At 71.1% G+C, this 17,158-nt stretch carries 15 protein-coding genes; 6 read left to right on the top strand and 9 right to left on the bottom strand.

The annotated features are described in order from the left end of the window. Nucleotides 1-164 precede the first annotated feature (164 nt). From OF819_RS24720 to OF819_RS24695, 6 genes are all read right to left on the bottom strand, one after another. Complete coding sequence (locus OF819_RS24720; protein ID WP_267245834.1) at nt 165-998, bottom strand: shikimate dehydrogenase; 834 nt, start codon at nt 996-998, stop codon at nt 165-167. After that, entirely contained in the window at nt 995-2,752 is a 1,758-nt protein-coding gene (gene mltG / locus OF819_RS24715; RefSeq protein WP_267245833.1) for an endolytic transglycosylase MltG, read from the bottom strand. The genes OF819_RS24720 and mltG overlap by 4 nt, the downstream gene beginning before the upstream one ends. Before the next feature lie 104 nt (nt 2,753-2,856). Next, nucleotides 2,857-3,321, bottom strand: a complete 465-nt coding sequence (gene ruvX, locus OF819_RS24710) for a Holliday junction resolvase RuvX (protein WP_267245835.1) — start codon at nt 3,319-3,321, stop codon at nt 2,857-2,859. 29 nt (nt 3,322-3,350) lie between these two features. Then, nucleotides 3,351-6,020, bottom strand: coding sequence for an alanine--tRNA ligase (gene alaS / locus OF819_RS24705; protein WP_267245832.1), 2,670 nt, complete (start codon nt 6,018-6,020; stop codon nt 3,351-3,353). Further along, nucleotides 6,020-6,382, bottom strand: coding sequence for a hypothetical protein (locus tag OF819_RS24700; protein ID WP_267245831.1), 363 nt, complete (start codon nt 6,380-6,382; stop codon nt 6,020-6,022). The genes alaS and OF819_RS24700 overlap by 1 nt, the downstream gene beginning before the upstream one ends. Nucleotides 6,383-6,389: 7 nt before the next feature. Then, the gene (locus OF819_RS24695) at nt 6,390-6,812 is read right to left on the bottom strand and encodes a DUF948 domain-containing protein (protein WP_267245830.1); all 423 of its coding nucleotides are present in this window, start codon (nt 6,810-6,812) and stop codon (nt 6,390-6,392) included. Between the two features lie 159 nt (nt 6,813-6,971). Between OF819_RS24695 and OF819_RS24690 the strand changes: the two genes are divergently transcribed. After that, entirely contained in the window at nt 6,972-9,251 is a 2,280-nt protein-coding gene (locus tag OF819_RS24690) for an ATP-binding protein (RefSeq protein ID WP_267245829.1), read from the top strand. A gap of 34 nt (nt 9,252-9,285) precedes the next feature. On the opposite strand, the gene rpsD is transcribed toward OF819_RS24690, so the two are convergent. Further along, a complete protein-coding gene (gene rpsD, locus OF819_RS24685; RefSeq protein ID WP_267245828.1) occupies nt 9,286-9,900 on the bottom strand; it encodes a 30S ribosomal protein S4 in 615 nt (204 codons plus the stop codon). A 188-nt stretch (nt 9,901-10,088) separates the two neighbouring features. Here rpsD and OF819_RS24680 point away from each other — a divergent pair, with 188 nt between their 5' ends. Then, the gene (locus OF819_RS24680) at nt 10,089-10,781 is read left to right on the top strand and encodes a DUF2470 domain-containing protein (protein WP_267245827.1); all 693 of its coding nucleotides are present in this window, start codon (nt 10,089-10,091) and stop codon (nt 10,779-10,781) included. A 403-nt stretch (nt 10,782-11,184) separates the two neighbouring features. Here the strand turns inward: OF819_RS24680 and OF819_RS24675 are convergent, their stop codons facing one another. Further along, the gene (locus tag OF819_RS24675; RefSeq protein ID WP_267245826.1) at nt 11,185-12,540 is read right to left on the bottom strand and encodes a replication-associated recombination protein A; all 1,356 of its coding nucleotides are present in this window, start codon (nt 12,538-12,540) and stop codon (nt 11,185-11,187) included. A 104-nt stretch (nt 12,541-12,644) separates the two neighbouring features. Beyond that, entirely contained in the window at nt 12,645-13,280 is a 636-nt protein-coding gene (locus OF819_RS24670) for a vitamin K epoxide reductase family protein (protein ID WP_267245825.1), read from the bottom strand. Between the two features lie 140 nt (nt 13,281-13,420). Here OF819_RS24670 and OF819_RS24665 point away from each other — a divergent pair, with 140 nt between their 5' ends. From OF819_RS24665 to OF819_RS24650, 4 genes are read left to right on the top strand one after another with little or no spacing between them, the layout of a single operon-like run. Then, nucleotides 13,421-14,317 carry an ABC transporter ATP-binding protein gene (locus tag OF819_RS24665; protein ID WP_267245824.1) on the top strand — a complete coding sequence of 299 codons (897 nt, stop codon included), beginning with the start codon at nt 13,421-13,423 and terminating at the stop codon, nt 14,315-14,317. Next, the gene (locus OF819_RS24660) at nt 14,314-15,174 is read left to right on the top strand and encodes an ABC transporter permease (RefSeq protein ID WP_267245823.1); all 861 of its coding nucleotides are present in this window, start codon (nt 14,314-14,316) and stop codon (nt 15,172-15,174) included. Before OF819_RS24665 ends, OF819_RS24660 begins: the two co-directional genes overlap by 4 nt. Then, nucleotides 15,132-16,484, top strand: coding sequence for a sensor histidine kinase (locus tag OF819_RS24655; RefSeq protein WP_267245822.1), 1,353 nt, complete (start codon nt 15,132-15,134; stop codon nt 16,482-16,484). The genes OF819_RS24660 and OF819_RS24655 overlap by 43 nt, the downstream gene beginning before the upstream one ends. After that, nucleotides 16,481-17,110 carry a response regulator gene (locus OF819_RS24650; RefSeq protein WP_267245821.1) on the top strand — a complete coding sequence of 210 codons (630 nt, stop codon included), beginning with the start codon at nt 16,481-16,483 and terminating at the stop codon, nt 17,108-17,110. Before OF819_RS24655 ends, OF819_RS24650 begins: the two co-directional genes overlap by 4 nt. The last annotated feature ends 48 nt before the right edge of the window (nt 17,111-17,158 follow it).

The raw sequence follows: 17,158 nt of genomic DNA, 5'->3' as shown, positions 1-17,158 counted from the left end.
GTGCTCCTCATGCTCGCTCGCGCCTGGAACTGCGACGGCGCGGCCCGGCTGCGCCTCCCGGGGGAGGACGGCCGTGGCCCGCCTCTCCCTCTGATCCTCCCACGTCCCGGCCCGCGACCCGGCGCGTGGTCCAGTAAGCGGACGGTCCGGGCGGAATCCACCTGTCAGCGGGCGGCGAGCGCCCGCTCTCCGGCCTCCCGCATGGCGGCCAGCGGAGCGGGGGTCCGTCCGGTCATCTGCTCGACCTGGAGCGCGGCCTGGTGGACGAGCAGATCGAGGCCGCCGACGACGGCTCCGCCGCGTGCGGACCAGGCGGCGGCGAGCGGCGTCGGCCAGGGGTCGTACAGCACGTCGAACAGGGTGCCGGGGTGCTCGGGCACAGACTCGGCGAGTGCGTCCGCGGCGCCTGCGGGAGTGGTGGCGATGACGAGCGGGGCGCTGAGCGCGTCAGCGGCGCGGCTCCAGTCGGCGGTGCACACCTCCACGCCGAGCCGCCGTCCCCAGCCGCGCATCTCGTCGGCACGGGCCTCGCTGCGTACATAGGCGGTGACGGGGCCGGTGCAGATCCGGGCCAGTGCGGCCAGCGCCGAGGAGGCGGTGGCGCCCGCCCCCAGCACCGCGGCCTCGTCGGCCTTCTCGATACCTCGCTCCCGCAGGGCGGCGACCATGCCGGGGATGTCGGTGTTGTCGCCGGCCTTGCGGCCGTCGTCGGTGAAGACGACCGTGTTGACGGCCTCCACGGAGGCCGCGGTCTCGGTGATGGAGTCGAGCAGCGGGATGATCGCCCGCTTCAGCGGCATGGTCAGCGAGAGCCCGGCCCAGCTGTCGTCGAGACCGGCGACAAAGCCGGGGAGCGCCGCCTCGTCCACCTCGAAGCGGTCATAGGACCACTGGTCGAGGCCGAGCGCGGCGTATGCGGCGCGGTGCAGCACCGGGGAGAGCGAGTGGGCGATGGGTGATCCGAGGACTGCCGCGCGCTTGGCTGTGCTGCTGCTCACTGACCCTTGTTCTCCTGTGCCTCTTCGTACTTCCGCCGGTTGCGTTCGTGCTCTTCGTTGGTGACCGCGAACAGCGTCTCGTCCTCGGTGATCGAGACGAAGTAATACCACGGTCCCGGTGTGGGCTTGAGCGCCGAATTGAACGCGGACTGACCGGGGTTGCCGATGGGGCCGGGCGGCAGGCCCTTGATGTCGTAGGTGTTGTACGGGTCGTCGATCTTGCGCAGATCGTCGACCGCGCCGATGTCCAGCCTGCTCTGGTCCTTGAGATAGTTGATCGTCGAGTCGAATTCCAGGCGTCCGACGGTCTCGACGTTGTCCGGCTTGAGCCGGTTGTAGACGACGCGGGACACCTTGTCGAAGTCGTGCTTGTACTTGCCCTCGGCCTGGACGAGGCTCGCCACGGTGAGCACCTGGAGCGGGGAGTCGAGCCCGAGCCGCTTCGCCTCCGCCTTGAGGTCCTGCCGGCCGAACTCCTCATTGGCGCGGGCGACCATCTTCCGCAGGACGTCCTCCGGCTTCATCCCCTTGGCGACGGGGTAGCTGGCCGGGAAGAGGAAGCCTTCGAGCGGGTCCTTGATGTCCTTGTTGTCGTTGGCCCACTCCGGAAGGCCGAGGTTCTTGGCCTCCTTCTTCGCGACGGCGGCGGTGGTGCCCGCCTTCACTTCGAGCCGCTTGTCGATCTGGTCGTAGATGAAGGCGTTCCGCTTGCCCTCGGGGATGACGAGGTTGTTGCGGCTGGCCGGGCTGAGCATCAGCTCGACGGCGCTCTTTGCGGACATCTCCTTCTTGAGGAGGTAGACGCCCGCCTGGATGGTTTTGCCCTTGGGGTTGGCGTTGGCGGCCGAGACGAAGGCGTCGGTGCTCTTGACGACGCCCGCCTTCTTGAGGATGGAGCCGATCTCGCCCAGGCCCGCTCCTGCCGGGATCTCGACGTCCACCTGGCCGGCGCCGCCGCCCGCGTAGTCCTCGGGCGCGCCGAAGCGCCCTTGCCAGAACTGGTAGCCGAAGTAGCCGACGCCGCCGAGGGCGCCCGCGAACACCGCTGCGACGACAAGGCAGGCGAGTCCGTTGCGGCTCTTCTTCTTGCCCGGGCCGTGTCCTTTGCCCTTGCCGCGGCCGTCACGGCCGCCGCCGCGCCGGGACGGGGCGGCGACATCGTCGCCGTCGTCATCGGCGCCTGTGAAGAAGGGGTGCTTCTCCTCTTCCTGGTCCCCGGACTCCCAGTCCGAACCGGCCTGCGGGGCGGGGTCGGGCTCGGGGGCGCTGCGGCGCTGGCGCGGGGGCTGCGGTGGGGGGTACGCATCGGCTGTGGCGTAGGGGTCGGCGTCAGGGCCGCCATAGCCGGGCTGCTGCCCCCCGTAGGTGTCGGCCATGCCCGCCCCGTAGGGCATGGCCGTCTGCTGTCCGGTGTCCCAGGCACCGTACTGTTGCCCGTACGACTGCTGATCGTACTGCTGCTGTCCGTAGTCCTGGCCGTACTGCTCGGACCGGCCCTGTGGCTGCTGTTGCCCGTATTGCTGCTCGTTGTACTGCTGTGCGCCGTGCTGCTGGGCGTCGTACTGCTGATACGGATCGTGCTGACCGCCGTACTGCTGCGGCTGCTGGGGGTACTGGCCATAGCCCTGCTCCGGCTGGCCGGTGTACGGAGCATGGCCGGCCGAGGCCTGCTGTCCTGACCATCCCTGGTCCCCGTACAGGGGGTCCTCAGGGTGCCATGGTTGGGAGCCGGGGCCCCGGCCATACTCAGTCATCGATCCCCTAGGGCCACGAGGCAGCCATCCGACGAGCCGTCCTCTTCGCTGAGCGGCGGCTGTTCGAACACCGCCGCTTGGCGCGGAACGTTACCGTATCGCGATCAGACAACCACTTCGACGCCCTCGCCGGGCGGGGCCCCTGACGCCCGTTCGGCCTCCAGAGCGTTCTGCAGGATCACCACGGCGGCCGCCTGATCGATGACAGAACGGCCCTTTTTGGACTTAACGCCCGAAGCCCGCAGCCCCTGACTGGCCGTCACTGTGGTCATCCTCTCGTCGACCAATCGGACGGGCACGGGGGCGATGGAGCGGGCCAGGTGCTGCGCGAAGATGCGGATCTTGGCCGCGGCGGGGCCTTCCCGCCCGCTGAGCGAGCGGGGCAGGCCCACGATCACCTCGATCGGCTCGTACTCCTCCACGAGTCGGCGCAGTCGCCGGTGGGCGGCCGGGACATCGCGTCCCGGCACGGTCTCCACCGGCGTGGCGAGGACCCCTTCGGGGTCGCACGAGGCGACCCCGATCCGGGCGTCCCCGACGTCGATCGCGAGGCGGCGGCCTCTGCGCATCGCGGCGGTCATACCTCTGCCCTGCCCTCTTACGCGGTCTCGGCGACGAGCCGCTCGACGGCGGCCATGGCGTCGGCTACGGCGTCCGGGTTCTGGCCGCCGCCCTGGGCGACGTCCGGCTTGCCGCCACCGCCGCCGCCCAGCGTCTTGGCGGCGGCGCGCACCAGGTCGCCGGCCTTGAGTCCGCGCTCACGGGCGGCCTCGTTGGCGGCGATCACGGTCAGCGGGCGGCCGCCCGCCACGGTGAACAGGGCGACCACCGCGGGGCGGTCGCCCGGGATGCGGCCGCGGACGTCGAGGACCAGCTTGCGCAGATCGTCGGCGGAGGTGCCGTCCGGGACCTGGCCGGTGACCAGGGCCGTGCCCCGGACGTCCCGGGCGCCCTCGGCGAGCCCGGCGGCGGCGGCCAGGACCTTCTCGGCGCGGAACTTCTCGATCTCCTTCTCGGCGTCCTTGAGCTTGGCGAGCATGCCGGAGATCTTCTCGGGCAGCTCCTCGGGACGGCCCTTGACCAGTTCCTGGAGCTGGGCGACGACCGTGTGCTCCTTGGCGAGGAAGTTATAGGCGTCCACGCCGACCAGCGCCTCGATACGGCGCACGCCGGAGCCGATCGAGGACTCGCCGAGCAGCTTCACCAGGCCCAGCTGGGCGGTGTTGTGCACATGCGTGCCGCCGCACAGCTCCTTGGAGAAGTCGCCGATGGTGACCACACGCACCTGCTCGCCGTACTTCTCGCCGAACTCGGCGATGGCGCCCTGCCGCTTGGCCTCGTCGATCGGCATGACCTCGGCATGCACCTCGAGCTCGCGGGCGAGCACTTCGTTGATCTTCTGCTCGACATCGGTGAGAACCGTGCCGGGCACGGCGGACGGAGCGCCGAAGTCGAAGCGGAAGCGGCCCGGAGAGTTCTCCGAACCGGCCTGGGCGGCCGTGGGGCCCAGGGCGTCGCGCAGCGCCTGGTGGGTGAGGTGGGTGGCGCTGTGGGCGCGGGCGATGGCGCGGCGGCGCTTGACGTCGATCGCGGCGTACGCGGTGGAGCCCACGGTCACCTCGCCGACCTGGACGGAGCCCTTGTGCACGGACACGCCCGGGACCGGCTGCTGGACGTCGCGGACCTGGACGACGGCGCCGCTGTGCAGCTTGATCCGGCCGGTGTCGGCGAGCTGGCCGCCGCCTTCGGCGTAGAAGGGGGTGCGGTCGAGTACGACCTCGACCTCGTCGCCCTCGGAGGCGGCCGGGGACGGCACGCCGTTGACCAGGAGGCCGACGACGGTGGTCTCGCCCTCGGTGTTGGTGTAGCCGGTGAACTCCGTCGCGCCGGAGCCGTCGGCGATCTCGCGGTAGGCGGAGACGTCGGCATGTCCGGTCTTCTTGGCCCTGGCGTCGGCCTTGGCGCGCTCCCGCTGCTCCTTCATCAGGCGGCGGAAGCCGTCCTCGTCCACGGTGAGGCCCTGCTCGGCGGCCATCTCCAGGGTGAGGTCGATCGGGAAGCCCCAGGTGTCGTGGAGCAGGAAGGCCTTGTCGCCGGACAGGACCGTGGAGCCGGCGCTCCTGGCCTCGCTGACCGCGCCGTCGAGGACGTTGGTGCCGGCGTTGAGCGTCTTGAGGAAGCGGGCCTCCTCGGCGAGGGCGACCGTCTCGATGCGCTTGCGGTCGGTCTCCAGCTCCGGGTACTGCTCGCCCATCGTCGTGATGACGGTGTCGACGAGCTCTCCGACGACCGGCCCGGAAGCGCCCAGCAGCCGCATGTTGCGGATGGCGCGGCGCATGATGCGGCGCAGGACATAGCCGCGGCCTTCGTTGCCGGGCGTGACGCCGTCGCCGATGAGCATGACGGAGGTGCGCATATGGTCGGCGACCACGCGCAGGGAGACATCGCTGTCGTGGGCGGCCCCGTACTGAACGCCGGTCAGCGCGGTGGCCTTGTCGATGACGACCCGCAGGGTGTCGGTCTCGTACATGTTCTGCACGCCCTGGAGGATCATCGCCAGGCGCTCAAGGCCGAGACCGGTGTCGATGTTCTTGCTGGGCAGCTCGCCGAGGATCTCGAAGTCGTCCTTGCCGGTGCCCTCGCCCCGCTCGTACTGCATGAAGACGAGGTTCCAGATCTCCACGTACCGCTCGTCGTTGACGGCGGGTCCGCCCTCGACGCCGAACTCCGGGCCGCGGTCGTAGTTGATCTCGGAACAGGGGCCACAGGGGCCGGGGACGCCCATGGACCAGTAGTTGTCCTTCTTGCCGAGGCGCTGGATGCGCTCGGCGGGGACGCCGACGACATCACGCCAGAGCCGCTCGGCCTCGTCGTCCTCCTCGTAGACGGTGATCCACAGCTTCTCCTCGGCGAGGCCGTAGCCGCCGTGCTCGACCGGGGTGGTCAGCAGCTCCCAGGCGAGCTTGACGGCGCCTTCCTTGAAGTAGTCGCCGAAGGAGAAGTTGCCGCACATCTGGAAGAACGTGCCGTGCCGTGTGGTCTTGCCGACCTCTTCGATGTCCGGGGTGCGCACGCACTTCTGCACGCTGGCGGCGCGCGGGAAGGGCGGCTTGACCTCGCCGAGGAAGTACGGCTTGAAGGGCACCATGCCCGCGGGGACCAGCAGCAGAGTCGGGTCGTCCGCGATGAGCGACGCCGAAGGCACGACGGTGTGCCCGCGCTCCTCGAAGAAGCTCAGCCAGCGGCGGCGGATTTCAGCCGACTCCATCAGTGGTCCTCATTCCGGTCGTATGACTTCTTGGGGTGCTGGGGTTGCGAAGGCTCGCTGTGTTCGAGGGCGGCCCGCGTCCGCTGCGGCGGAAGCGCGCGCGCTCGCGGCGGCGCGTCGACGGGCGTGTGCAGACCCAGGGCCTCACCGAGTTCGGCCTCGCGCTGGTTCATGGACGTACGGACGTCCAGCGCGAAGTCCCTGAGCCGCTGGCCGGTCTCGACGGCCTTGTGCCGGGCCTTGTCCGCGGCCTGCGCCGCCAGATTCTCCGGGGTCAGCTGCCGGAGCTTGCGGTTGACCTTGGTCGTGGCCCACACGCCGGCTGCCGCGCCCGCGGTGAACCAGAACGTACGGCGGAACATCGCAGCGTCAGCCCTTCCGCTTCTTTCGCCGCGCGGACGGCACGGTGCGTCCGACGATCACGGTACGGCGCTCCGGCTCGGCGGGCGCCCTGCGTCCGATGGCCCGGCGCACTCCGTAGCCGAAGGCCGCGACCTTGACCAGCGGCCCGCCGAACGCGGAGGCGACGGCAGTGGACAGCGCGGAGGCGTTGGAGGTGACCTCCTGGACGTCCGACGCGATGGCGTCGACCCGGTCGAGCTGGGTCTGGGCGGAGCGGACCGTCGCCGAGGCGTCCGCGAGCAGCGGCACCGCCTGGTCGGTCACCTCGGTCACCAGCCGGGTGGTCGCCCTGAGCGTCTGGGCCAGCCTCACGAGCACCACCGCGAGGAAGGAGACCAGGATCGCCCAGAATACGGCCACCAGGATCCCGGCCACCTCTCCACCGGACACGTCTCCACCGCTTTCTGTGTTTCTGGTGTTGTTTCTGGCGTCGCCCTCCGACCTTATCGCGCCTCAGGTCGCACCCCATACCGCATTTGCCCTGCCGGGGAAGGGGGTTATGCAAGCGGACTGTACGCAGCGCATACACGCCGGTACGCTCCGTGTCTCATGCGACGCTCCCGCAGTGACCTACCGGCCGAGCTGAACCGATTCATCGGACGGGCCGACGAGCTGGCCGAGCTCGGCAGGCTGCTGTCCCACAGCCGACTGGTGACGGTCGTCGGAGCGGGCGGGGTGGGCAAGTCACGACTGGCCGAGCGGGCTGCGGCCGCTCTGCAGAATCGGTACGGCGACGGGGTGTGGATCGCCGATCTGTCGATGCTGCGCGATCCGACGCTGCTGGCGCACACGCTGATCGAGGCGCTCGGCGTCACCGACCACACCAGCAGGCCGCCGCACGAGATCCTGGCCCGCCGACTCGCCCGGCGTGAGCTGCTGCTCGTCGTCGACGGCGTCGAGCAGCTCGCCCAGGAGTGCGCGGAGGTGCTGCGGGAGCTGCTGCGCGGTTCGCCGGGGCTGACGGTGCTCGCGACGGGCCGCCGACCGCTGCGGCTGGCGGGCGAGCAGGTGTTCCCGCTGACGCCGCTGCCCGAGGCGGATGCCGCGGCGCTCTTCACTGACCGCGCGGCCCGTGTGCTGCCGGGCTTTGGCCCCGGGGGAGACGACTGCGATCTGGTGCGGGAGCTGTGCCGGCGGCTCGACGGGATTCCGCTGGCGCTGGAACTCGCGGCGGCCCGGCTGCCGGTGCTGTCCCTGACCCAGCTGGTGCAGCGCCTTGACGACCGCTTCCGACTGCTGACCTGCGGGGCCGGCGGCGCCCTGCCGCGCCATCAGACGCTGCGCGCCGCGGTGGGCTGGAGCCATGAGCTGTGCAGTCCGCAGGAGCGGCTGCTGTGGGCGCGGCTTTCGGTGTTCGCGGGTGAGTTCGACCTGGAGGCGGTGGAGTACATCTGCACCGGGCCCGATCTTCCCGTGGAGTCCGTGCTGGATGTGCTGGGTGAGCTGATCGCCCAGTCGGTGGTCTGCCGCGAGGAGACCCCGGCGGGCGTGCGCTACCGGATGCTGGACACGGTGCGTGTCTACGGGGCCGCATGGCTGGCGGCGCTGGGGGACGCCGAGCGGCTGCGCCGACGCCACCGGGACTGGTACGTGGGGCTCGCCACCTGGTGCGAACTGGACTGGTTCAGTCCGCGTCAGGGCGAGGTGGCCGCGTGTGTGCAGAGCGCGTTGCCGAATCTGCGGGCGGCGCTCGAACTGTGCCTGGACACCGATGACGAGGCGCACCTGGGACAGCATCTGGCCGGGACGCTGTGGTTCTGCTGGGTGGGATGCGGCCGGCTGGCGGAGGGCAGGCACTGGCTGGACAGGGCCCTGGCGGCGGCCCCGGACGCTCTCGGCCCCGGCCGTCCGGTCCATGAGGAGGCGCGGCTCAAGGCCCTGTGGGTGCTGGGCTATGTGGCGATTCTGCAGGGCGACAGCGCGGCGGCCGCGGGAGCGCTGTACGAGTGCCGGGAGCGCGCCGCCCGGGCGGACCATCCGGTCGCCGCCGCCTATGCCGAACACCGGATGGGCTGTCTGGCGCTGGTGTCGGACGACATGCCGCGCGCCGAGAGGCTGCTGCGGTCGGCCCTCGGCGCCTATCGGCGGGCCGGCGAGCTGAACAGCAATGTGCTGATGGCCCAGGTGGAGCTGGCGATGGCGCTGGTCTTCCAGAACCGGCTGGCGGACGCGGCGGCGCTGTGCGAGGACGTGCGCGGCATCTGCGAGGACCGCGGGGAGGTGTGGACCCGTGCGTATGCGCTGTACGTACTGGCGTATGCGGCGTGGACGGACGGGGACCTTGAGCGGGCGCGCACTCTGCTGTCGCAGTGCATCGCCATCAATCACCGCTTCAACGACCTAGTGGGGCTGGTGCTGGCGATCGAGCTGCTGGCTCTGGTCACGGCGAGCGAGGGCGACCCGGCGGAAGCGGCCGTGCTGCAGGGGGCCGCGGCCCCGATGTGGGAGGCCGTGGGGCTGCCGCTGTTCGGGTCGGGCCACTTCGGGGCCCCGCGGGAGCTGTGCGCCCGGCGGGCGGGGGAGGCGCTGGGCGCCGAGCGGTATGCGGCCTGTGAACGCGAGGGCCGTGCGCTGACGCCGGAGGCGGCCGTACGGCGTGCGCTGGCGTCGCCTCCGGCGCGGCGGAGGGCTGTGGAGGCCCCCGGCGGCGCTGAGGGCATCGCCTGCGGCCGTACGACCACAGGGACAGGCACGGGCGTCGGCGCGGGCACCGACGCCGGAACCGGCACGGGCGCCGACACAGGCGCTGGCGCCAGCTCCGGCACCAGCTCGGGAACGCGAGAGCCCGCCGGCTCCCCGACCGGACAAGGCGGGGAGGCGGCGGGCTGAAGCGCGCTCGCTCTGACGGCCCGGAGGCCTTCGATCAGCGGGCGTAGTACTCGACGACCAGCTGCTCGTCGCAGATCACCGGGATCTCCTTGCGCTGCGGGTCGCGGTCCAGCCGGAAGGCCAGGGCCTTCAGGTTGACCTGCAGGTAGCGCGGGGTCTCGCCCTCGGGGGCGTAGCCGCCCTCACGCGCGACCTGGAAGGGGTGCTTGGCACGGCTGCGCTCGCGGACCATCACGACGTCGTCGGGACGGACACGGAAGGACGGCTTGTCGACCTTGGTGCCGTTGACCTCGATGTGGCCGTGGACGACCATCTGACGGGCCTGGTAGATGGTGCGGGCGATGCCCGAACGCAGGACCAGGGCGTCGAGGCGGCGCTCAAGCTCGATGACCAGGGCGTCACCGGTCTTGCCCTCGGCCTTGCGGGCGCGGTCGTAGGCGCGCGCCATCTGGCGCTCGCTGATGTCGTACTGGGCGCGCAGACGCTGCTTCTCAAGCAGACGCACCTTGTAGTCCGAGTTCTGCTTGCGACCGCGGCCGTGCTCGCCCGGCGGGTAGGGGCGGGCCTCGAAGTACTTGACGGCCTTCGGCGTCAGAGCGATGCCGAGCGCACGAGACTTCTTGACCTTGGGACGCGACTGGTTAGGCACGTTCTCCAGACCTCCGATATAGGTTAGGTTAGGCTCACCTTAGTAAAGGAGATCGCATGTCTCGCCCTGGGAACACCACGCCCATCACAGACAACGCAGACAGTGCCGACGCCCAGAGCATCGACATCATGACGGAGGTCCGATCAGATCGTGGTCAGCCGCGTCCCAGCGGGCTTGAAACCGCCCGGATGCCGTCAGCAGCCGAGCGCACACGAACTCTCGTACAGAGTACATGCTCCGCGGTGCTCCTCATCCCCGGGCTGGAGGGGGTGCCTCCCGAGCTGCTGATGCCGCACGCCCGTGCGACGGGCCCGGAGGGCGAGGTTTTCCTGCTGTATCCGGCGGACTCCCCCGCCGTGCGGGCCGCCACCCACGCCCAGGACGACGAGCTGCCCGCTGTGCTGGAGATCACCGATGTGGCGCCGGTGTCCGTCCCCCACCGTATCCGCGGGCGCGCGTGGGTCTCCGGCTGGCTCACCACGGCCCCCGGAGTGGCCGAGCCGGGTCTGATGATGCTCCGTCTGGAGGTCGGCGAGGCGTCGGTGGACGATCTGTGGGGCGCGCAGCAGATCGAGCCCGAGGAGTTCGCCCGGGCGTCCGTCGACCCGCTCGTGGCACACGAGGCGGAGCTGCTGCAGCATCTGCACGCCGCGCACAGCGACCAGGTGCAGTCGCTCTGCGGGCTGCTGGGCGAGCGCGCGGAAACGCCCGGCGACCCGTCCCAGCGGGCGGTGCCGCTGGCGCTGGACCGGTTCGGTCTGCGGGTGCGGATCACGGGGGAACGCTGTTTCGATGCGCGCTTCGACTTTCCCGAGCCGGTACGGGATGTCAGCGGGCTGCGGCGTGCGATGCATGCGTTGTTCGAGGCGGCGGCGGCCTGAAGGGGCGGGGCGGGTTGTTTCCCCTCCCCCGCCCCTTCCCGAAACCGGGGGCTCCGCCCCCAGCCCCCTTCGGGCGAGGGCTACGGGGCTGCCGCCCCGCGCCCCCAGCGCTTGGGCGCGCACATCCGGCCCCACCGGGGCTTGAGGGCGCGGGAACCGGAAACCCCGCTCGCCAACCCCTTGGGGCCCGCACCCCAGCTCCGCCGCCCCTTGAGCGCCCACACCCAGCCCCGTCGACACCTAAGGCACAAGGACCAGAAACCAGCCCCGCCGGCGTTTGAGGCGCAAGAGGCCGCACATTCAAGCCCCGTGGGGGTACCCCCGGACGGAGTCTGGGGGAGGCAGCTGGGGGAGATTGAGGCGCCGGGGGTCCGGGGGCGGAGCCCCCGGAGAGGCAGAGGCTTCAGCGGGGGTCGTCGCGGAGGCGGGCGCGGACCCGGTCCACCACGTCCGCGTACCGCGCCTCCGCGCCATACCGCGTGGGCTCGTAGTAGCGCCGCCCCTGCACCGCGTCCGGCGCGTACTGCTGGGCCGCGATGCCGCCGGGGACATCGTGCGGATAGACATAGCCCTGGGCGTGGCCGAGCTCGGCCGCGCCCTTGTAGTGGCCGTCGCGCAGATGGGCCGGGACGGGACCCGCCAGCCCGTTGCGCACGTCCTGCCGGGCCGCGGCTATCGCGGTCGTCGCCGCGTTCGACTTGGGGGCCAGCGCCAGGGCGATGGTGGCGTGGCTGAGGGTGAGGGCCGCCTCGGGGAAGCCGATCATCGCCACGGCCTGCGCGGCGGCCACCGCGGTGGGCAGCGCGGTCGGGTCGGCCAGGCCGATGTCCTCGCTGGCGGAGATCATCAGCCGCCGGGCGATGAACCGCGGGTCCTCCCCCGCCTCGATCATCCGGGCCAGATAGTGCAGCGCCGCGTCCACGTCCGAGCCGCGGATGGACTTGATCAGGGCGCTTGCCACGTCATAGTGCTGGTCGCCGTCCCGGTCGTAGGTCACCGCGGCCCGGTCGACGGTCTCCTCGACGGTGGCGAGGGACACCTCCTGCTCGCCCTTGTCGAGCGCGGCCCCGGCTGCGGCCTCCAGGGCGGTCAGCGCGCGGCGTGCGTCGCCGCCCGCGATCCGCAGCAGATGGGCCTCGGCCTCCGAGGACAGCTCCAGCGCCCCGCCGAGTCCGCGCTCCTCGGTCAGGGCCCGGCGCAGCAGCCCGCGCAGATCGTCGTCGGTCAGCGGCTCCAGGGTCAGCAGCAGCGAGCGGGACAGCAGCGGTGAGATCACCGAGAAGTACGGATTCTCGGTGGTGGCGGCGATCAGCGTCACCCAGCGGTTCTCCACCGCGGGCAGCAGTGAGTCCTGCTGGGCCTTGCTGAAGCGGTGGATCTCGTCGAGGAAGAGGACGGTCTCCTTGCCGAAGCCTCCGGCGGCGCGGCGCGCGCCGTCGATGACGGCCCGCACCTCCTTGACGCCCGCGGTGATCGCGGACAGCTCGACGAAGCGCTTGTCGGTCGCCTGGGAGACGACATAGGCGAGAGTCGTCTTGCCGATGCCGGGAGGCCCCCACAGGATCACGGACGACGCCCCGGCGGGCCCGCCGCCGGCCTCGCCGACGAGGCGGCGCAGCGGCGAGCCGGGCTTCAGCAGATGCTGCTGGCCGACGACTTCGTCGAGGGTGCGCGGGCGCATGCGGACCGCCAGGGGGCTGCCGGACGGGTCCTTCTCCCGGCGCTCCTCGGCTGCTGCGGTGAACAGATCGGGCTCCACGCGATGAAGCCTAGGTCAGGGCACTGACAATGCCGTCAAGCCGCCCGCGGTTCAGCCGGTCCGGGGCGGTCCAGCTGGCCCCGTGGTTGAGCTGGTCCCGCGGTTCAGCTGGTCCAGAAGTCCCACCAGCGGGTCAGGATCAGCATGCCGATGATCCCGATCCACAGCACCGGCGGCACCCAGTGGAACTCCAGCAGGCCCCGCCGCAGCCCCTCAGGCACCTTGATGATCCGGTGCCGGATGTTGTGCAGCGTCACATAGCAGAACATCACGATCGTCGCGACCCACGCCAGGCAGCACCACAGGCACAGCGAACCGATCACATACAGCGACTGGTACTGCAGCCATGTGCAGAACCCCACCCCGAACAGCGTCCCGGCATTCAGCCCCAGCCAGAACCAGCGCCGGTACCGCGCCCCCGCGAGCAGCCCCGCCCCGATCGCGATCACCGCCGCGTACGAGGCCAGCCCCAGCATCGGATTGGGGAACCCGAACGCCGACGCCTGCTCGCTCTCCATGATGTTTCCGCAGGACACAATCGGATTCAGACTGCACCCCGGCGTGAAATCCGGATCCTCCAGCAGCTTGAACTTGTCGATCGTGATCACCCAGGCGGCCAGCAGCCCCGCCGCACCCGTGACGATCAGCATCCAGGCGAACGCGCGACCGCCGCCGATCAGCCCCTTGTCCCCGTCCGTCTTCCGGTCGGAGGACACGTCGTCAACCGCTGCAGTCGCCATCCGTCAATCCGTTCCATCGCTCAGTAGCTGCTGGGCACGGACATTGTGCCGTACCCACCCAAGCATCCACCGTTCGGTTGACATAAGGATGGCTGGTTGGTCGTCCCCGGCGCCCGCGTGCTGCCGGAAAGCTGGGGTCCATGACAGAACTTGCGGTGAACGTACGCGGCCTGCGCAAGCGATACGGCGATGTGACCGCCGTGAACGGTCTGGACCTGGCCATCCGCCACGGTGAGGTCTTCGGCATCCTCGGCCCCAACGGCGCGGGCAAGAGCACGACCGTGGAGATCCTCCAGGGCCACCGTTCCCGGGACGCGGGCGAGGTGAGCGTTCTGGGCGCGGACCCGGCGTCCTCAGGCCGCCGGTGGCGCTCGCGGATCGGCATCGTCTGGCAGGATGAATCAGCCCCCGCCGAGTTGACGGTACGCGAAACTGTGACCCATTTCGCCCGCTATTACCCGATATCCCGCGATCCGGACGAGGTCATCTCGCTGGTCGGCCTCCAGGAGAAGGCACGCAAGCGGATCAAGGAACTGTCCGGCGGCCAGCGGCGGCGGCTGGATGTGGCGCTGGGGGTGATCGGCGCTCCGGAGCTGCTGCTCCTCGACGAGCCGACGACCGGGTTCGACCCGGCGGCGCGCCGCCGGTTCTGGGAGCTGATCCGGCTGCTGGCCGACGAGGGCACCACCATCGTCCTGACCACCCACTATCTGGAGGAGGCCGAGGCGCTCGCCGACCGGCTGGCGGTTGTCGCGGCCGGGCGGGTGGTCGCCGAGGGCACCGCGGCGCAGCTGCGTCAGGCGCATGGCCTTGAGGCGACGGTGGCCTGGACTGACCCGGACGGCACGGCCCGTTCCCGTACGACGGACACGCCGACCCGTACGGTCGCCGAGCTGATGCGGCGCTTCGACGGCGAGATCCCGGATCTGACCATCAGCAGGCCCTCCCTGGAGGACGTCTATCTGGGCCTGATCGGACAGCGGCAGTCCGCGGCGGCAACGGCGACAGCAATGGCGGCGGAAGGCGAGGCGCGATGAGCACGGCGACCACCGCGGCCGGCGAGCGCGGCGCGGCACACCACACCGCCCCCGGCACCCCGCCGGGCGCCTGGCGGCTCGGGCTGGCACGGGGAGCGCTGGAGGTGAAGCAGTTCTTCCGCCAGCGGGATCAGGCCGTGTTCACCTTCGCCTTCCCGATCGTCCTGCTCTTCCTCTTCGCGTCGATCTTCAGCGACGATGTGGAGGGCGCGGGCATCACCGCGTCGCAGCTCTATGTGCCGGCGATGATCGCGGCGGGCATCATGGCGACGAGCTTCCAGTCGCTGGGCATCTCCATCGCCATCGAGCGGGACGAGAAGCAGCTGCGGCGGCTGCGCGGCACTCCGATGCCGCCCGCGGCCTACTTCCTGGGCAAGGTGTGGCTGGTCCTGGTCACCGGGCTGCTGGAGACCGCCGCGCTGCTGACCGTGGGCGCGGTCTTCTACGGCGTCGACCTGCCGACGGAGCCAAGCGCCTGGCTGCGGTTCGGCTGGATTCTCCTGCTCGGACTGACCGGCTGCGCGCTGCTCGGCATCGCCATCAGCAGCGTGCCGAAATCGGGGCAGAGCGCGAGCTCCGTGGTGGTCTTGCCCTTTCTGGTGCTCCAGTTCATCTCCGGCGTCTATATCTCGATCGACACCATCCCCTCGTGGATGCTGAACATCGGAGCGCTGTTCCCGCTGAAGTGGCTGGCCCAGGGGCTGCGCGGGGTGTTCCTTCCCGAGTCGGCCATGGTGCTGGAGCAGGCGGGCGGCTGGGAGTACGGACGGGTCGCCTTGGTGCTGGGGGCCTGGTGCATCGGAGGATTGGCGCTGTGTCTGATGACCTTCCGATGGAAAAGCCGCCGGGACGGCTGACGGAGCCGGGGAGCGCGCGCGGGGCAGCGGCCGACGCGGTACGCGGGCCCTGCCCTGACGCGATACGCGGGACCACTCCGGGCCGGGCGGACGAGGCCCACGCCTGGATCCGCGACTTCCGCCTCTGGGACGCGTACTACGCCGTCGTCTGGGTGGCCACGCTCGTCCTCACCCTCGCCGCGCCCCAGCCCTCGCACGCCGTGCGGGTGACGGCCGGAGCGCTCTTCGCCCTGCTCGCCCCCTGGTACCTCTGGGCCGGCCGCCGCCAGCTGATCGTGCTCGGGCCGGACGGCCGCAGCGCCCGGCGGTATCTGACCGGCGCGGCGCTGCTGTTCCTCCCGGCCGCGGCTCTGGCGGGCGAGATGCGGCTCGCCGCCTTCGCCCTGGTGCCGCAGTGCTTCATGCTGCTGCCGACGCGGCCGGCGCTGATCGCGGTGACGGCCGTCAGCATCGGCCCGGTCGCCGGGTGGGCCCTGCTGTGGCGTCCGGACGGCCGGGAGTTGTTCCTCCAGACTCTCTTCGCTCTCGTCACCCTGGCCTTCTCCGCGATCTTCGGCAGCTGGATCACCCGCATCATCGAGCAGAGCGAGGAGCGGGCGGCCCTCATCGCCGAGCTGGAGGCAAGCCGCGAGGAGATCGCCCGGCTGTCGGCGGAACGGGGTGCGCTGGCCGAGCACGAGCGGATGTCCCGGGAGATCCATGACACGCTCGCGCAGGGCTTCACCAGTCTGCTGATGCTGGTGCAGGCCGTCGACTCGGAGCTGGAGCGGGATCTGCCCCAGGCCCGGCGGCATCTGGAGCTGATGGCCGCCACCGCCCGGCAGAATCTCGCCGAGGCGCGCGCACTGGTCTCCGGAGGCGCGCCCGCGGATCTCGACGGCGGCTCGCTGCCGGACGCACTGCGACGGCTCGCCGCACGCCATGGGCCGACCGCGGCCGTGCGGATCTCCGGCGCGGCCCGGCCGCTGCCCGCGGCGCTGGAGGTGGTGGCGCTGCGCACCTGCCAGGAAGCCCTGGCCAATGTCACCAAACACGCGGGCCCCGACGCCGGGGTGACGATCTCGCTCACATACGGTGAGACCGAGCTGCGGCTCTCGGTACGGGACACGGGGCGCGGCTTCGACGCCTCGGCACCGCTCGCGGGGTACGGCCTCAACGGGCTGCGTGCCCGAGCCGCGGAGGTGGGCGGCAGCGCGGAGGTGGTCAGCGCACCCGGCCGCGGGGCCGCCGTGTCCGTACGACTGCCGGCGCCGGAGCGCCGGCCGCCGGAGCCGGTCCCGGCGTCCGCCGACGACAGGAGTCTTCCATGATCCGCGTTCTGCTCGCCGACGACCATCCCGTCGTACGGGAGGGCCTGCGCGGGATGCTCGGCGCGGAGCCCGATCTTGAGGTGGTGGCGGAGGCGTCGAGCGGCCCCGAGGCGGAGGCGCTCAGCGCCGAACTGGGGCCGGACATCGTGCTGATGGATCTGCGGATGCCCGGCGGCGGAGGAGTCGAGTCGATCAACCGGATGCGGGCGGCGGGGCTGCCGTGCCGGGTGATCGTGCTGACGACGTATGAGACGGACTCCGACATCCTCCGTGCGGTGGAGGCGGGCGCGGCGGGCTATCTGCTCAAGGACCTCGCCCGTACGGAACTGGCCGACGCGATTCGCGCGGCGGCCCGCGGCGAGACGGTCCTCGCCCCCTCCGTGGCGGCCCGCCTGGTCGACCAGCTGCGCGGCGGCCGGTCCGAGCGTCCCAGGCTCTCGGAGCGGGAGACGGCGGTGCTGCGGCTGGTGGCCGAGGGCTGTACGAACGCGGAGATCGGCCGGCGGCTGTTCATCGGCGAGTCCACGGTCAAGACCCATCTGCTGCGGATCTTCGGCAAGCTGGGCGTCGACGACCGCACGGCGGCGGTGACCACCGCGCTGCGGCAGGGCCTGCTGCCGGAGTGACGGTGTAGGCGGTGTAGGCGGTGTAGCGGGTGTGGCTGAATTTCAGCC

Origin of the sequence: Streptomyces sp. PR69 (assembly GCF_026420845.1) — a bacterium.
In the GTDB taxonomy this organism is placed as follows: domain Bacteria; phylum Actinomycetota; class Actinomycetes; order Streptomycetales; family Streptomycetaceae; genus Streptomyces.
The sequence above is the reverse complement of the archived record's forward strand: the minus strand, read 5'-3'. Positions and strand labels throughout refer to the sequence as shown.

What these genes read in the sequence shown, in the direction of transcription:
- mltG (WP_267245833.1), bottom strand. Translation starts at nt 2,752, where the DNA reads ATGACTGAGTATGGCCGGGGCCCCGGCTCCCAACCATGGCACCCTGAG.
- ruvX (WP_267245835.1), bottom strand. Translation starts at nt 3,321, where the DNA reads ATGCGCAGAGGCCGCCGCCTCGCGATCGACGTCGGGGACGCCCGGATC.
- alaS (WP_267245832.1), bottom strand. Translation starts at nt 6,020, where the DNA reads ATGGAGTCGGCTGAAATCCGCCGCCGCTGGCTGAGCTTCTTCGAGGAG.
- OF819_RS24700 (WP_267245831.1), bottom strand. Translation starts at nt 6,382, where the DNA reads ATGTTCCGCCGTACGTTCTGGTTCACCGCGGGCGCGGCAGCCGGCGTG.
- OF819_RS24690 (WP_267245829.1), top strand. Translation starts at nt 6,972, where the DNA reads ATGCGACGCTCCCGCAGTGACCTACCGGCCGAGCTGAACCGATTCATC.
- OF819_RS24680 (WP_267245827.1), top strand. Translation starts at nt 10,089, where the DNA reads ATGCCGTCAGCAGCCGAGCGCACACGAACTCTCGTACAGAGTACATGC.
- OF819_RS24670 (WP_267245825.1), bottom strand. Translation starts at nt 13,280, where the DNA reads ATGGCGACTGCAGCGGTTGACGACGTGTCCTCCGACCGGAAGACGGAC.
- OF819_RS24665 (WP_267245824.1), top strand. Translation starts at nt 13,421, where the DNA reads ATGACAGAACTTGCGGTGAACGTACGCGGCCTGCGCAAGCGATACGGC.
- OF819_RS24660 (WP_267245823.1), top strand. Translation starts at nt 14,314, where the DNA reads ATGAGCACGGCGACCACCGCGGCCGGCGAGCGCGGCGCGGCACACCAC.
- OF819_RS24650 (WP_267245821.1), top strand. Translation starts at nt 16,481, where the DNA reads ATGATCCGCGTTCTGCTCGCCGACGACCATCCCGTCGTACGGGAGGGC.